The organism is Neisseria gonorrhoeae, assembly GCF_013030075.1.
GTDB lineage: Bacteria > Pseudomonadota > Gammaproteobacteria > Burkholderiales > Neisseriaceae > Neisseria > Neisseria gonorrhoeae.
Map to the genome: position 1 here is coordinate 1,014,522 of NZ_AP023069.1, position 14,752 is coordinate 1,029,273.

The following is a 14,752-nucleotide window of genomic DNA, read 5'->3' on the forward strand; positions in this document are numbered from 1 at the left end:
TGAATTTCAGACGGCATTGAGCAGCAGCCTGACGATGTATGCGTCCTGCGGCTGCGTCAGTTTCAAATTGCGCGCGTCGCCCTGTATCAGTAGCGGACGCACACCCAGTTTTTCCACGGCGGACGCTTCATCGGTAATGCCGTCCAAGTTTTCCGCAGCCAATGCGCGGTGCAGCAAACCCGCTTGAAAAAGCTGCGGCGTTTGCGCCTGCCAAAGCCCCGAACGGTCGACAGTTGCACTGATTTGTCCGCTTTCTGCGCGCTTGAGCGTATCGGCAACGGGAACTGCCAAAATCCCGCCTTCGGCGGCGTTGCCCGCCTGTTCTATCAACCGCGTCAGAGCTTCAGACGGCAGGCAGCAGCGGGCGGCATCGTGTACCAGAATATTGTCGGTTTCCGCCGCCAAACCGGTTTCCAACAGTTTTGCCACACCGTTGCGGACAGTTTCGGCGCGGGTCTGTCCACCGTTTTTCCACACCCGAACCTGTGGAAATGCCGTCTGAACCTTATCGGCAAACGTGTCTTCGGGCGAGACGACAACGACGGTCAAATCGACGGCCTCATGCCGTTCAAAAATCCCAAGTACATGTTCTAAAACGGTTTTGCTTCCGATTTCGACATATTGCTTGGGTTTGTCCGCACCGAAACGCACCCCGATGCCGGCGGCGGGAATCAGCGCGATATTTTTGCGTTTCATGCGTTTTCCCCGCCGTTTTCAGACGGCACGGCTTCCTTACGCCAAATACAGGCTTCGCCCAAGCCGTCAAGATATTCTTCGTGCGCCGCCAGTTCGGCTTCATCCGCCTTAATCACTTTCAGTTTGGCACCGAGTTTCATTTCGGCAGATGCAACAGGTTTGGCTGTCGGTTCTTCCTCCTCGGTCTCCCCCATCAAGTCGAATTGCCGCCGCGTCATCGCCAGATAGACTTCGCCCAAAAGTTCGCAGTCGATCAATGCGCCGTGCAGGACGCGCTTGCTGCGGTCGACGGAAAAACGGTTGCACAGGGCATCCAGACTGGCTTTCTGCCCGGGGAACATTTCGCGCGCCATCGCCAGGGTATCGGTAACGGTGCAGCCGAGTTCCTCGACGGTCGGCAGCCCCATCCGGCGGAACTCCATATTGAGGAAGCCCACATCGAATTTGGCATTGTGGATAATCAGTTCCGCACCGCGCAGAAAATCGGCAATCTGCCTGCCGACCTCTGCAAACGGCGGCGCGTTTTTCTCTTCCAAAACCTGTATCGTCAAGCCGTGGACGCGTGCCGCCTCTTCGGGCATATCGCGCTCGGGGTGGACATAGAGGTGCAGGTTTTTGTCGGTCATTTGGCGGTTGACCATTTCCAGACCGGCAAACTCGACCAGACGGTCGCCGCCGTCGGCATACAGGCCGGTGGTTTCGGTATCGAGGATGATTTGGCGTGTCATCATATCGGTGTCTTTCTTCTGTCTTCGTAAATTGATTATTTTTTAAGCAATGTATTTTTCTGTTTTCATTTCAATGCACAAACCCACTTATTCACAGTGTGTTCACAACATTGGGCAGGCGGATTGTGTATTTTGGGGACAATTTTTTCAGACGGCATTCAAGGTTTTTTCCTGATTGCCGCCGCGCCTAAAAACCGCCTTTCGCGCTTAATCAAAAATACCGCCAACGGAATATTGCCCAAGGCGACAATCAGATACAGCAGGGAAATGCTGTCAAACAAAAACAGCAATACCGCGCTCAAAACGGCGGCGGAAACCATAAAGATGCCGTTAACGATATTGTTGGCGGCAACGGCGCGGGCGCGGAAAGTCTCGCTGCTGGCGGTTTGCAGCCAGGTATAGAGCGGAACGGAGAAAAATCCGCCGAAAAAGCCGATCAGCGTCATCACCGCCATCACGGAGTATGCCCATCCTTGCGATAAAAACCAAAAAATGCCGTTCAGCCCTTCAAAACGGTGTCCGTGCGTCAGCCACACCAAAACCAGGCCGCAAACCGTCAAACCCAACGCACCAACCGTTACCCAAGCCAACATCAGCCGTTCCCTGCCGAACTTGGCACACAGTACCGAACCGGCGGCAATACCGATGGAAAACAAAGCAAGCATCAGGTTAAAAACATTATCGTTGCCGCCCAAATGGATTTGGGTAAAGGTCGGCAGTTGCGTGGTATAAACCGCGCCGACAAACCAAAACCACGAGATGCCGATAATGGCGGTAAAAACGGGATTGTGCCGCACCGTTTCACGCAGCAGGGATTTTGTACCACGGACAATATTCCACTCGATTTGGGTATCGGCAGCCTTGGCGGGTACGGACGGCATAAACAGGCTGCCGGCCGTTCCTCCGACGGCGACCAGCAAAACCAGTATCCCGACAATATAAGGCGGCGCGCCGGCAACCGCCGTTCCCAAAATCTGACCAAACAGGATGGCGACAAACGTACCGGATTCAATCAGGCTGTTGCCCATCATCAGCTCGTTGTCGTCGAGATAATCGGGCAGAATGGCATATTTAAGCGGGCCGAACAGCGTCGATTGCGCGCCCATGCAAAACAGGCAGAGCAAGAGCAGCGGGGCTGACCGGATATAAAACCCGTATGCCGCCACCGCCATAATGATGATTTCCAGCACCTTGACCCAACGCGCCAAAACGGCCTTGTCGAATTTGTTACCCAACTGCCCCGACAGCGCGGAAAACAGGAAATACGGCAAAATAAACAGCAGTGCGCCCAAGTTCAACATCTGTCCGGCAGGCAGAACGCCGTTTTGCCCCAAACCGTAAAACCCGATCATCACAAACAGCGCGGTTTTGAACACATTGTCATTGAACGCGCCGAGAAACTGCGTAGCGAAAAGAGGCCCGAAACGGCGGCTTTTAACCAGTCCCAAACCGCCTTTTTTAGCGTCCATCGTTTTCCTTCTCTTTTTCAATCAGTTTACTTGTCGAATCATCATCCATCAAAATGCGGTGCGCCGGTCCTTCCAAATCGTCAAACTGTCCGTTTTTGCCCGACCACCAGAAAAACCAGCCGATGACAAATGCCAAAATAATGCTGATGGGCACCAGAATAAACATACTTTCCATCACATATTCCCTATCAAATCGTTCAAAACAAAAGTCTGCCCTGACACGGTCAGATATTCGTTACGCAAAGTTCCGACGGGGGCTTCGTCAAAAAACAGCTCGATACGGTCTTTGACCACGCGCCAATATTGGGGAATTTCCGTCTGACCGAACGGCGACAGGACATGGTTGCCCGTCCCATCTTCCAATTTAACGGCAAAACGCCCGCTCTGCAGCCGTGCTTCCGATTCGTCGTCGGCAAGAAGGATGAAAAAGCCTATATGCCGTCCCGATTGGTCATGAATACTGAAATAATGCATAAATTCCCCACCCGCCTTTTTTCAGAGGGCATCAACTAAAAACAGGGCGAATGTACCAGTTTGGACGGGAAAAATGCAAAGAAATTCTCCCTCCCCCAGCCGAAAACACCGGCAAACCGCATATCCCCCTTTTTTCCGTCAAAATACCCGACTTCCGCCATTTTCACGCAAACGCCCGATTAAGCCAAGCAATTGCAAAGATTTTTTGCTAGAATAGCCTGCTTCTTTTATCAACCGTTTCAGACGGCTCCACTACTTTCCCGTCAAGGAAAGCAAAGCGGATTCGGCACGAATCCGATTAGTATCCGTGTCCGATTCCAATGCCGTCTGAAACTTTCCGGAGTAAGAAAATGTCCCAAAAATTGATCTTGGTTTTGAACTGCGGCAGCTCGTCCCTCAAAGGCGCGGTCCTGGATAACGGCAGCGGCGAAGTCCTGCTGAGCTGCCTTGCCGAAAAACTCAACCTGCCCGATGCCTACATTACATTCAAAGTAAACGGCGAAAAACACAAAGTCGATCTGTCCGCACACCCCGACCACACCGGCGCGGTCGAAGCCCTGATGGAAGAACTCGAAGCCCACGGCCTCGACAGCCGCATCGGCGCCATCGGCCACCGCGTCGTCAGCGGCGGCGAACTGTACAACGAATCCATCCTCGTTGACGACGAAGTCATCGCCGGCATCGAAAAATGCATCCCGCTGGCTCCTCTGCACAATCCCGCCCACCTCTTGGGCCTGCGTGCCGCGCAAAGCATTTTCAAAGGCCTGCCCAACGTCGTCGTATTCGATACCTCCTTCCACCAAACCATGCCCGAAGTCGCCTACAAATACGCCGTTCCGCAGGAGTTGTATGAAAAATACGGCCTGCGCCGCTACGGCGCGCACGGTACCAGCTACCGCTTCGTTGCCGACGAAACCGCGCACTTCCTCGGCAAAGACAAAAAAGACCTGCGTATGGTCATTGCCCACTTGGGCAACGGCGCATCCATCACCGCCGTCGCCAACGGAGAATCGCGCGACACCAGTATGGGCCTGACCCCGCTGGAAGGGCTGGTAATGGGTACGCGCAGCGGCGACATCGATCCTTCCGTATTCGGCTTCCTCGCCGAAAACGCCAATATGACCATTGCCCAAATCACCGACATGCTGAACAAAAAATCCGGCCTGCTCGGCATTTCCGGCCTGTCCAACGACTGCCGCACCATTGAAGAAGAAGCCGCCAAGGGGCATAAAGGCGCGAAATTGGCCTTGGATATGTTTATCTACCGCCTTGCCAAATACATCGGCAGTATGGCGGTTGCCGCAGGCGGCTTGGACGCACTGGTCTTTACCGGCGGTATCGGCGAAAACTCCGACATCATCCGCGAACGCGTAATCGGCTACTTGGGCTTCCTCGGTCTGAACATCGACCAAGAAGCCAACCTGAAAGCCCGCTTCGGCAACGCCGGCGTGATTACCACTGCCGACAGCAAAGCCGTTGCCGTGGTCATTCCGACCAACGAAGAGCTGATGATTGCCCACGATACCGCCCGTTTGAGCGGTCTGTAAGGTTTTATCCTCACGCGAACTGCCTCCGGAAACGGAGGCAGTTTTTTTATAGTGGATTAAATTTAAACCGGTACAGCGTTGCCTCGCCTTGCCGTACTATTTGTACTGTCTGCGGCTTCGTCGCCTTGTCCTGATTTTTGTTAATCCACTATATCCGGCTTTCCATGCTTAAACAGCACTACCTCTTTTCAGACATTGACGGTTGCAGCCGCCTACCTGAACCTTAATGATTGACTATTTTTTAATCATGTTATTATTTTCCATAAAATACATGGCATTAAGATGTTTTTCCACAAAAGATACACACACCGGCAAACACCGGCTGTGTTTATCTTTTCTTATGCCTATTTTTTAATCATCGTATTTTTATCTTTTAATTTCAATACGCAAACCGACTTATACACACGGTTTTCACATCTTTGGACTGCTTCCGTGTGTATAGCGGATATTGCCGTTTTCCTGTCTGACAAAAATGCCGTCTGAGAACTTCAGACGGCATTTGAAACATCGGAATCAGCGGTTTTGTTCATACCACTCGATAAACTTGTCTGCTTTGACAAAACCCAGCAGCGGCTCGCTGCGGCTGCCGTCGGCGCGGACGACAAACACGCCCGGCGGCCCGAACAGACCGTATTCTTTCAACAACGCCTGATGTTCGGGCGTGTTGGCGGTTACGTCGATCTGGAAAAAGCGTTCCATATCGACTGCCTGATGCACTTCCGGCTGATTGAGCGTGTAAACCGCCATTTCTTTGCAGGAAATGCACCAGTCGGCATAAAAATCCAAAACGACAGGTTTGTCGGGATGTTCTTTCAACGCCGTATCCATCGCTGCCTTCAGCGCGGCAGTATCGGCAAACATTTTGCCGTGTTCCGAAAATTTGCCTGCTTCGGCCGGCGGATTGAGGGTCAAGAAATGGTGCAGCGCGGTCGTTTTGCCGTTTGCGCCCTGCCAGCCGAACCACGCGCCGCCTATCAGCAATATGCTGCCCAATGCGAATGCCACAGCTTTCGGACGGCGTTTCTGCCTGCGTCCGTTGACCAGCAGCATAAAGGCAGGAACCAGCATCAGCAGCGTGTACAGCGCGACGACGAGATAATAGGGCAAATGCGGCGTGGCGAGGTAAACGGCGACGGCAAGCAGGATAAAGCCGAAAGCGTATTTGACGGCATTCATCCAATCGCCCGCCTTAGGCAGGATATGTCCTCCGAACGTGCCGATGGCAATCAGCGGCACGCCGGTGCCCAACGCCAAAGTGTAAAGTGCCAAACCGCCCAAAACCGCATCGCCCGTCTGACCGATATAGCCCAAGGCAAACGCCAGCGGCGGGGCGACGCACGGTCCGACAATCAGTGCGGACAGAATGCCCATAATAAAGACGGAAACGATTTTACCGCCGGAGAGCCTGCTGCTCTGGTTTTGGAAATATGACTGTACGGCGTTGGGAAGCTGGATGTTGAACAGCCCGAACATAGACAGCGCCAAGACGACCATCAAAGCCGATGCCGCCAACACGACCCAAGCCTGCTGCAACCATACGGTCAGCAGCGCGCCCGTCAGTCCGGCAACAATGCCGACCAGCGTATAAGTCAGAGCCAAACCCTGAACATAAACGACGGACAGCACAAACGCCCGCGCCTTGCCCGCCTTTTTGTCACCGACCACGATACTGGACACAATCGGCAGCAGGGGATACATACAAGCGGTAAAACTCAGGCCCAAACCGGCGAGAAAAAACGCCAAAAGATTGGCGTTGAGCGTATCCCAAGACAGCTTGAAACGGCCGTCGCCGCCCTCGTCCCCCTTCGGGGGCGGCAACGCCCCGCTGCCGTTTTGAGAGGAAGGCTGCAAAAAACGGTCTTTGGCGGATGCCGGTTCGTCGGTTTGCGGATGGTAAGTGCCGTTGCCGGAAATATCAAACTCGGTATCCACGGGCGGATAGCACACGCCGGCTTCGGCACAGCCCTGATAGGTCAAAACCAATTTATACGGTTCGCCGACAGCCTTTGCATAAGGAAAGGCAACCTGCGCCTCGTGATGGTGAACCGTCTGCCTGCCGAAAAACTCGTCTTCCTTCTCTTCGCCCTTACTGAAAGAAGGCTGTCCCAACAAATCCGCCGGATCGGTCTTGCCGACGATTTTCGCCTGATACATATAGTATCCGTCGGCAATCCTGAAACGGACGTTCACGCCGTCGTCGGCAACAGTAAGCTCCGGCACGAATGCCTTTTCCGGCGGCAGCAGATCGTTCGCATCCAGCGCGAAAGCCCGTCCGCACAACATCAAAAATACGGCGAACAGGCAAATCAGTTTTTTCATAATCGAATCCGTTTCAGACAAATAATTTGTCCGCATTATAAATGGTAAGGTTGACGGTAGGATTTAATTTATGTAAAACCCGCCATTATCCGAACCTATTTCCATAAACATCTTATCGGACCCGCCATGTACGATGTCAATACCCACGATGTCCGCCGCTTTTTCGCCCGCGTGTGGCAGCAGCGGCTCAATCCGCTGCAATTGGGCGCGTTGGAACAGAAAGCCCTCCGCATTGTCGAAGCCCATCCCGAATACCACCGTTATCTCGAACGCATCGAAGACCATCTGGACACCGACTGGCTGCCCGAAAACGGCGAAAGCAACCCCTTCCTGCATATGTCGCTGCATTTGTCCGTCCAAGAACAGGCGGGCATAGACCAGCCGCACGGCATACGCGCCATCCACGACACCCTGTGCGCCAAACGCGGCTGGCCGGAAGCCGAACACGAAATGATGGAGGCACTGGCGGAAACACTGTGGACGGCGCAACGCTACGGCACCGGTTTGGATGTCAATTTCTACATGACCCGACTGCGCAAACTCATCGGCTTGGGTGCAGAGGATCAAGCCAGGTTAAACCCGCATGAAATCGCCTGACCATACCGACCGCCTGCAAAATGCCGTCTGAAGCGGAACAACCCCTTTCAGACGGCATTCATTTTCCCCCAATCATTTCCACAACGCGCGTTTCAACATAATCAACCAATCCTTCTTATCCAAAACGGGGCGTTGTGCAAACACATCGTATCGGCACGCGTCCAGTTTCTGCAAAATCAACTGCGCCCCCAACACAATCATACGGAGTTCCAAACCGATACGCCCTTTCAATTCGCGCGCCAAAGGCGAACCCGCCTTCAGCATACGGAATGCACGCCGGCACTCATACGCCATCAGCCGCTGAAACGCCGCATCCGCCCGTCCTGCTGCGATCTGTTCCTCAGAAACACCGAATTTCAACAAATCGTCCTGCGGGATATAAACCCTGCCCTTTTGCCAATCCACAGCTACATCCTGCCAAAAATTCACCAGTTGCAAAGCCGTACAAATACCGTCGCTTTGCGCTACGCACACCGCATCCGTTTTCCCGTATAAAGCCAGCATAATGCGTCCGACAGGGTTGGCGGAACGCCGGCAATAATCGGTCAGATCGCCGAAATGCGCGTACCGCGTTTTAACCACATCCTGCGAAAACGCCGAGAGCAGATCATAAAACGGCTGCAAATCCAAACCGAACGGCACAACCGCCTCGGCATCCAATCGTGCAATCAAAGGATGCGCCGACCGGCCGCCCGATGCCAACACGTCCAACTCGCGCCGCAAACCCTCCAACCCCGACAACCTGGCTTCAGACGGCATACTGCCCTCGTCCGCCATATCGTCCGCCGTCCGTGCAAACGCATACACCGCATGAACCGGCTTCCTCAACCTGCGCGGCAAAACCAGCGAACCGACGGGAAAATTCTCATAATGCCCAACCGACATACCTTCTCCATCCATCAAACAAAATGCCGTCTGAAACGGAACAAACCCTTTTCAGACGGCATCAGATACCTCCAAGCTGCCGGCAATCAGTGGTGGTAATGACCGTGCGAACCGTGGACATGACCGTGTGCGATTTCCTCATCGGATGCATCGCGCACGCTTTCAACCGTAGCTTTAAAGCGGATTTTCATGCCTGCCAAAGGATGGTTGCCGTCCACCACCGCCTTGCCGTCGGCAACATCGGTTACACGATAGACGACAACATCGCCGGTTTCAGGATCGTCGGCTTCAAACATCATGCCGACTTCGACTTCAACAGGGAACGCGCCCGCATCTTCAATACGGACCAACTCCGAATCCTGCTCGCCGAACGCATCGTCGGACGAAAGCGCCACATCGACCGTATCGCCGGCATCCTTACCGTGCAACGCCTCTTCCACCAAAGGGAAAATGCCGTCGTAACCGCCGTGCAGATACGCAATCGGTTCTTCGGTTTTATCCAAAAGCTGATTGTTGGCATCATACATCTCATAATGCAGCGAAACCACGGAATTTTTTGCAATAGCCATATTTGTCCTTTCAGGAACAGCAGATTGATTACAGGCGCATTCTAACACAACCGCCGCGCCGGCCGATTACCGTTAACCTGTTCATAAACTGTACGGCACATATTTCAATGTAAATTTTTGTTATTTTATTGCAGTGTAAATTTTTTACAACACTCTCAAAAACCATTCCGACCCATCTGCCGACTTCCCCAATCTGCCTTAATAAATCATACAAGATACTGAATTATATTAATCTCTATAATATTTATCCCTATCGGATTTTTAACAGCAAAACCGTTTTACAGGATTTATCAATCCGCCCGCCAGAAAACTTTTCATTCAAACCTTTTTCCCATCTGTACGACATTGCAATCCCTTATTCCATGGTGCATAATTACGCAAATTCAGCGATGAATTTCCAACCCGGTTTGTAGTATGGTCGAAAAAGACCTATTTGTTTCAATAATTTAAATTGATTTTAAAGGTTACTAAAATGAAAAAATCCCTGTTTGCCGCTGCTTTGTTGTCTTTGGCTTTGGCTGCCTGCGGCGGAGAAAAAGCCGCTGAAGCTCCTGCTGCTGAGGCTTCCTCTACCGAGGCACCTGCTGCCGAAGCACCTGCCGCCGAAGCACCTGCCGCCGAAGCTCCCGCCGCCGAAGCACCTGCCGCCGAAGCTCCCGCTGCTGAAGCTCCTGCCGCCGAAGCTGCTGCTACCGAAGCACCTGCCGCCGAAGCTGCTGCTACCGAAGCACCTGCCGCTGAAGCTCCTGCTGCCGAAGCTGCAAAATAAGCATTTTCCGCTTGCAAAAAAGCAGGATACGTTCAGTATCCTGCTTTTTTGATTTTTCAGACGGCATCAGATTCCCTTCCTCAATCTTCTCCCTACCCTTCCGACAAACATGCCTGACCTTCATACCGAATTTTCCCGACTCCTGCCGGCAGATGAAATTGCCGAACCTTCTCCGACGCTTTTAAAAGATCAGCGCAACCGCTTTACGTCTGCACCAGACATCATTTTGCAGCCGCGCAGCGTTGAAAGCGTGCAAACCATTATGCGTTTTTGTTACGAACACCGCATTCCGGTTACGCCGCAAGGCGGCAATACCGGTTTGTGCGGCGCGGCAGTATCGGAAAACGGCGTATTGCTGAACCTTTCCAAACTCAACCGCATCCGCAGCATCAATTTGTCAGACAACTGCATAACCGTCGAAGCAGGTTCCGTACTCCAAACCGTCCAACAGGCAGCCGAAGCCTCAAACAGGCTGTTCCCACTCAGTCTCGCCAGCGAAGGCTCGTGCCAAATCGGCGGCAACATCGCCTGCAATGCCGGAGGTTTGAACGTATTGCGTTACGGCACGATGCGCGACCTGGTTATCGGTTTGGAAGTCGTCCTCCCCAACGGCGAACTGGTTTCCCATCTCCATCCCCTGCATAAAAACACCACCGGCTACGACCTGCGCCATCTGTTTATCGGCAGCGAAGGCACACTGGGCATCATCACTGCCGCCACGCTCAAGCTTTTTGCCCGTCCCTCGGACAAGGCAACGGCATGGGTCGGCATTCCCGACATCGAATCCGCCGTCCGCCTGCTGACCGAAACCCAAGCGCACTTTGCCGAACGCTTATGCAGTTTTGAACTGATCGGCCGTTTTGCCGCCGAGTTGTCTTCCGAATTCAGCAAACTCCCCCTGCCGACACATTCAGAATGGCATATTTTACTTGAGTTGACCGACTCATTACCCGACAGCAATCTTGATGATCGGCTTGTCGAATTTCTTTATAAAAAAGGATTTACCGACAGCGTATTGGCGCAAAGCGAACAAGAACGTATCCATATGTGGGCGTTGCGCGAAAACATCTCCGCCTCCCAACGCAAACTGGGCACCAGCATCAAACACGATATTGCCGTTCCTATCGGGCGCGTTGCCGACTTTGTCCGCCGGTGCGCCAAAGATTTGGAACAGAATTTTAAAGGCATACAAATCGTCTGCTTCGGACATCTGGGCGACGGCAGCCTGCACTACAATACTTTTCCGCCCGAAATCCTCAGCAATGAAGTTTACCGTTACGAAAACGACATCAACAGCACAGTCTATCGCAACGTCCTTGCCCGCAACGGCACGATTGCCGCCGAACACGGCATAGGTATCATCAAAAAACAATGGCTGCCCGCTGTCCGCACGCCCTCTGAAATTGCCCTGATGAAAAGCATCAAACAACACCTTGATCCATATAACATTATGAATCCTGGCAAACTGCTTCCGTAACCGGCATTTCTGATTTGCATACACAACAAAGAAAAGGACAATAGATCCGATTGTCGGTTTAGCGCGAGCTCGTGGACGTGGCGAGTTAGACCGTATTGAGCAAATGGATTTAGATTTTTTCCATCGCACTCGAGCACGCTATTTAGAATTAGTAAAAGATAATCCAAAAGCAGTCGTAATTAATGCAGAGCAGACTATTGAACTTGTTCAAGCTGAAATTGAAAGTGCGGTAAAAATTGGTGGAAATTACACGAAAAATGACCGCACTTTTAAAATAATAAAATCGGCAGTGAATTTCCCTGCCGATTTTATTTTGTTACAATTTAACTTAAAACGTCCACTGTAAATTCAACGCACCTTGTTTAGCGTGATGATGTTTGCTTGTTTGGCGGTTGAATGAGGCTTGCAAGGTTAAGTGAGATTTGATTTTCGCTGCTACACCTAATTGAGTTTCAATTACCGTCTTATTGTTTATCACTCGACGATCCCCGTCTATTTCCACACCGAAAGGTTTTTGTTGGTAGATTGAATTGACAGCAACAAATGGTTGGAAAGTGACGCCATTAGTGAAAGCAAATTGCGCTTTAGCTTGAACGCCCACTCGGCTTTGTAATTGGCGGGAGCCAAGCAAATTCACTTGGGCATTTTCGCTATCGCTGAATTTTCCGTTTACCCCCAAATAAGTCAATTGCGCCTGTGGTTGTAGGTAAACACGAAGGCTGTTGCCCTTTTTAGTGAAGTGTTCCGCCAATAACGCATTGTAACCCGCTTCAATTGAGGCAGTAATACCTTTTGAAGTAAAACGTTCTGTAGCATATTCAGTGTTAATGCGGTGGCGGAAACGTTGATATTGCATCCAGCTATCAACATACGCACCTGTCTGTTTGTCCTGAAGCTGATGCCAAGTGGCGTAAACGCCCGCACCAAAGCCTTTCACATTTCCCGTTGTAAGATTGTCTGTATCCGGATTGCGGAAAGTGCTGCGTTGTTCTGCTTGTCCGCCCATTAAGCCAATAGAAAGTTGATTACTTTCGTTTTGCCATGTGAACACCTCGCCGCCGAGTTGCACACCTTTTCGATAGCCTTCTACAGGTGCTGTTTTGCCTTGCACCCATTGGTTGGAATGTCCGTCAATCACACGCAACCACAAGCCTTTGCGTGGTAAAGTGCGGTCGAAAATATCACTGTTTTTGTCGTTCAAACGCAAGGCGAATAAGGTATTGGCGGCTTGAGCCTGTTGTGCATAAATCGCAATATCATCGCGTTCTTGCACTTTGGTAAAAAAGCCCTCTGGGCGTTGTTGTAAAGAGAGCGTATAAATTCCCTTTCGGTATTTACTGGAAAGTCTAAAGGCATCTTTATCTGCGGTGTCATTTACTTTGACAATTTGATGCCCGTCTAGGTGTTTCAAATTATCCAACGCTTTTCCCTCAAAAATAATATCTGATGTGCCAGTTATATTTTTTTCAAAAGTTAAAACTGGTATTTCAGGGACTTTATCTTTTAGATCGTAAGCAAAACGAAAACGAGCTCCGCCAGCATAATCTTCTTTTACGAGTAAACTTTCATTTTTAGTGTTGAAACGAATTTCAGCATTTTTTGTTATTAAATAATCAATATTAGAGTTCCAACGGGGTTCCCATAGAGAATTTGTTAATTCTAATGCTCCCAAATCAATCGTTTGTCCGATAACGTGCGAGTTGTCTGTAACCTCAATATAGTGGAATGGATCTAAACCAGCATATAGATGCTCTTGCCAACCAGTAAGCTTATTAAGTGTTGGGCGAAGCCATTCGATATAATTACCTACAGATAAAATTTCGCTGTTGATATGGCTATTTTTTATTTGTGATGCTAAGGCGAAAATATCGCTCTTTATTAATATTGGGCCATAGTTTCCGAAGGATGAAATTTTACAATTATCATTATTGGAATTCTCAGTATTTACACAGTCCTTAAAATATTGCCGGAGTGGTTTTTCTTCTTCCCCATTTCTTTTTTCAACCCCGAAACCTCGGGCGAAGCCAACAAGGTAATCTTCAGTGTATTCCTTGTCATAAAAAGAAATCTTTTTTGAGTTGTTGATGTTTTCGAATGGATCGAAAGGATGTTTAGGGAATAATGCGGGAATGTTTGGATAAGTTCGCCCGTTACTTTTTATGTGATAAGTTTCTTCTTTCCAATATTCACTATTTCTATCGCGGAGTTTTTTTTAAGCGGATAATTTCATCATCAGTGAGCTTGGTTTTGTCGTAAACATAATCAACAGCCAAAAGCGGAGAGGTATTAAAGAATAGAAAAAAATAGACTTATAATAAATGATTTTTTAAACTTCTGCTTGCTTGCTTCGAGTTTCATAATAAATTTTCCTTTGTCAAGTAAAAATAAATAGGGCGTGGATTTTAGCATAAAACTGAACAAAAAATGTCATTTAGTTCAAATTTTCTCTATTTATTTCTTATTTATTAAAAGTAAACGTTTGCTTTTTGCTATTTTGTCAAGCCGGTTTGAAAATGTGTATAATTGCCCTCGTTATTTACAAAAATTTCAGGAAAAATGACCGCACTTTACCCTTGGCTAATGCCAATTTATCATCAAATTGCTCAAACCTTTGACGAAGGTTTGGGGCATCATGCCGTGCTGATTAAAGCGGATGCTGGTTTAGGTGTAGAACGTTTACGCATCAGGCGGCAGCCTTGCCCGTACCGTCTGAAGCATTGTTTCCACAATCAGCGCGTATGCTTAATCAACCGCTGTTTCTCGCGTTTCCAGTCGGCTTCCTTCATACTTTGTCGTTTATCGTGCTGTTTCTTACCTTTTGCCAAACCGATTTCCATCTTGATTTTTCCGCGTGAAAAATGCAAATCCAGCGGCACGATGGTGTAACCTGCACGTTCGGTTTTTCCGATTAACTTATTGATTTCCGACTGTTTTAATAACAGTTTGCGCGGACGTACGGCATCCGGTTTGATGTGTGTCGAAGCCGTAGGCAAAGCCGTAATATGGCAGCCGACCAGATAAAACGCATCTTTTTTCCAATAGATATAACTCTCTTTAAGCTGTACGCGCGCGGCGCGGATTGCTTTGACTTCCCAGCCTTCCAAGACCAAACCGGCTTCAATCCGGTCTTCAATGAAAAAATCGTGAAATGCTTTTTTATTGTTCGCAATAGCCATAAACATCCTATCAATATCCGCCGTCAGACGGTATAAATCCGAAAAC

Annotated in this window: 15 protein-coding genes; 5 read left to right on the forward strand and 10 right to left on the reverse strand. The window is 50.1% G+C overall.

What is annotated here, in order from left to right:
* Positions 1-6: 6 nt before the first annotated feature.
* From ispD to HT085_RS05265, 5 genes are all read right to left on the reverse strand, one after another.
* Positions 7-696 carry a 2-C-methyl-D-erythritol 4-phosphate cytidylyltransferase gene (gene ispD, locus HT085_RS05245; RefSeq protein ID WP_003691053.1) on the reverse strand — a complete coding sequence of 230 codons (690 nt, stop codon included), beginning with the start codon at positions 694-696 and terminating at the stop codon, positions 7-9.
* Positions 693-1,427 (reverse strand): DNA polymerase III subunit epsilon, encoded by a 735-nt coding sequence (dnaQ, locus tag HT085_RS05250; protein ID WP_003688321.1) that lies wholly within the window; start codon positions 1,425-1,427, stop codon positions 693-695. The genes ispD and dnaQ overlap by 4 nt, the downstream gene beginning before the upstream one ends.
* Before the next feature lie 155 nt (positions 1,428-1,582).
* Positions 1,583-2,893, reverse strand: a complete 1,311-nt coding sequence (locus HT085_RS05255; protein WP_003691051.1) for an MFS transporter — start codon at positions 2,891-2,893, stop codon at positions 1,583-1,585.
* Complete coding sequence (ccoS, locus tag HT085_RS05260) at positions 2,883-3,068, reverse strand: cbb3-type cytochrome oxidase assembly protein CcoS (protein WP_003688317.1); 186 nt, start codon at positions 3,066-3,068, stop codon at positions 2,883-2,885. Before ccoS ends, HT085_RS05255 begins: the two co-directional genes overlap by 11 nt.
* Positions 3,068-3,367: an HLGFF motif protein gene (locus tag HT085_RS05265; RefSeq protein WP_003688314.1), complete on the reverse strand. Its 300-nt coding sequence runs from the start codon at positions 3,365-3,367 to the stop codon at positions 3,068-3,070. Before HT085_RS05265 ends, ccoS begins: the two co-directional genes overlap by 1 nt.
* A gap of 350 nt (positions 3,368-3,717) precedes the next feature.
* Here HT085_RS05265 and HT085_RS05270 point away from each other — a divergent pair, with 350 nt between their 5' ends.
* The gene (locus HT085_RS05270) at positions 3,718-4,914 is read left to right on the forward strand and encodes an acetate kinase (RefSeq protein WP_017146846.1); all 1,197 of its coding nucleotides are present in this window, start codon (positions 3,718-3,720) and stop codon (positions 4,912-4,914) included.
* A 513-nt stretch (positions 4,915-5,427) separates the two neighbouring features.
* On the opposite strand, the gene HT085_RS05275 is transcribed toward HT085_RS05270, so the two are convergent.
* The gene (locus tag HT085_RS05275) at positions 5,428-7,269 is read right to left on the reverse strand and encodes a protein-disulfide reductase DsbD (protein WP_003696987.1); all 1,842 of its coding nucleotides are present in this window, start codon (positions 7,267-7,269) and stop codon (positions 5,428-5,430) included.
* A 90-nt stretch (positions 7,270-7,359) separates the two neighbouring features.
* On the opposite strand from HT085_RS05275, the gene HT085_RS05280 reads away from it, so the two are divergent.
* Positions 7,360-7,830: a DUF1841 family protein gene (locus HT085_RS05280; RefSeq protein ID WP_003688307.1), complete on the forward strand. Its 471-nt coding sequence runs from the start codon at positions 7,360-7,362 to the stop codon at positions 7,828-7,830.
* 72 nt (positions 7,831-7,902) lie between these two features.
* On the opposite strand, the gene hpnC is transcribed toward HT085_RS05280, so the two are convergent.
* Positions 7,903-8,715, reverse strand: a complete 813-nt coding sequence (gene hpnC / locus HT085_RS05285) for a squalene synthase HpnC (protein ID WP_020997346.1) — start codon at positions 8,713-8,715, stop codon at positions 7,903-7,905.
* A gap of 86 nt (positions 8,716-8,801) precedes the next feature.
* Positions 8,802-9,284, reverse strand: coding sequence for an FKBP-type peptidyl-prolyl cis-trans isomerase (locus tag HT085_RS05290; protein WP_003688300.1), 483 nt, complete (start codon positions 9,282-9,284; stop codon positions 8,802-8,804).
* A 472-nt stretch (positions 9,285-9,756) separates the two neighbouring features.
* Here HT085_RS05290 and HT085_RS05295 point away from each other — a divergent pair, with 472 nt between their 5' ends.
* The 3 genes from HT085_RS05295 to HT085_RS05305 all read left to right on the forward strand — a co-directional run bounded on the left by HT085_RS05295 (position 9,757) and on the right by HT085_RS05305 (position 11,876).
* The gene (locus tag HT085_RS05295) at positions 9,757-10,053 is read left to right on the forward strand and encodes a hypothetical protein (protein WP_003702577.1); all 297 of its coding nucleotides are present in this window, start codon (positions 9,757-9,759) and stop codon (positions 10,051-10,053) included.
* 109 nt (positions 10,054-10,162) lie between these two features.
* Positions 10,163-11,530: an FAD-binding oxidoreductase gene (locus tag HT085_RS05300; protein ID WP_003688292.1), complete on the forward strand. Its 1,368-nt coding sequence runs from the start codon at positions 10,163-10,165 to the stop codon at positions 11,528-11,530.
* 94 nt (positions 11,531-11,624) lie between these two features.
* Positions 11,625-11,876, forward strand: coding sequence for a hypothetical protein (locus tag HT085_RS05305; protein WP_228841304.1), 252 nt, complete (start codon positions 11,625-11,627; stop codon positions 11,874-11,876).
* Here the strand turns inward: HT085_RS05305 and HT085_RS05310 are convergent.
* Both HT085_RS05310 and smpB read right to left on the reverse strand, forming a co-directional pair.
* A complete protein-coding gene (locus HT085_RS05310) occupies positions 11,859-13,202 on the reverse strand; it encodes an autotransporter outer membrane beta-barrel domain-containing protein (protein ID WP_082295938.1) in 1,344 nt (447 codons plus the stop codon). The genes HT085_RS05305 and HT085_RS05310 overlap by 18 nt on opposite strands.
* 1,057 nt (positions 13,203-14,259) lie before the next feature.
* The gene (gene smpB / locus HT085_RS05320; protein ID WP_010358325.1) at positions 14,260-14,706 is read right to left on the reverse strand and encodes an SsrA-binding protein SmpB; all 447 of its coding nucleotides are present in this window, start codon (positions 14,704-14,706) and stop codon (positions 14,260-14,262) included.
* Between the last annotated feature and the right edge of the window lie 46 nt (positions 14,707-14,752).

What these genes read in the sequence shown, in the direction of transcription:
- ispD (WP_003691053.1), bottom strand. Translation starts at nt 696, where the DNA reads ATGAAACGCAAAAATATCGCGCTGATTCCCGCCGCCGGCATCGGGGTG.
- dnaQ (WP_003688321.1), bottom strand. Translation starts at nt 1,427, where the DNA reads ATGATGACACGCCAAATCATCCTCGATACCGAAACCACCGGCCTGTAT.
- HT085_RS05255 (WP_003691051.1), bottom strand. Translation starts at nt 2,893, where the DNA reads ATGGACGCTAAAAAAGGCGGTTTGGGACTGGTTAAAAGCCGCCGTTTC.
- ccoS (WP_003688317.1), bottom strand. Translation starts at nt 3,068, where the DNA reads ATGGAAAGTATGTTTATTCTGGTGCCCATCAGCATTATTTTGGCATTT.
- HT085_RS05265 (WP_003688314.1), bottom strand. Translation starts at nt 3,367, where the DNA reads ATGCATTATTTCAGTATTCATGACCAATCGGGACGGCATATAGGCTTT.
- HT085_RS05270 (WP_017146846.1), top strand. Translation starts at nt 3,718, where the DNA reads ATGTCCCAAAAATTGATCTTGGTTTTGAACTGCGGCAGCTCGTCCCTC.
- HT085_RS05275 (WP_003696987.1), bottom strand. Translation starts at nt 7,269, where the DNA reads ATGCGGACAAATTATTTGTCTGAAACGGATTCGATTATGAAAAAACTG.
- HT085_RS05280 (WP_003688307.1), top strand. Translation starts at nt 7,360, where the DNA reads ATGTACGATGTCAATACCCACGATGTCCGCCGCTTTTTCGCCCGCGTG.
- hpnC (WP_020997346.1), bottom strand. Translation starts at nt 8,715, where the DNA reads ATGTCGGTTGGGCATTATGAGAATTTTCCCGTCGGTTCGCTGGTTTTG.
- HT085_RS05290 (WP_003688300.1), bottom strand. Translation starts at nt 9,284, where the DNA reads ATGGCTATTGCAAAAAATTCCGTGGTTTCGCTGCATTATGAGATGTAT.
- HT085_RS05295 (WP_003702577.1), top strand. Translation starts at nt 9,757, where the DNA reads ATGAAAAAATCCCTGTTTGCCGCTGCTTTGTTGTCTTTGGCTTTGGCT.
- HT085_RS05300 (WP_003688292.1), top strand. Translation starts at nt 10,163, where the DNA reads ATGCCTGACCTTCATACCGAATTTTCCCGACTCCTGCCGGCAGATGAA.
- smpB (WP_010358325.1), bottom strand. Translation starts at nt 14,706, where the DNA reads ATGGCTATTGCGAACAATAAAAAAGCATTTCACGATTTTTTCATTGAA.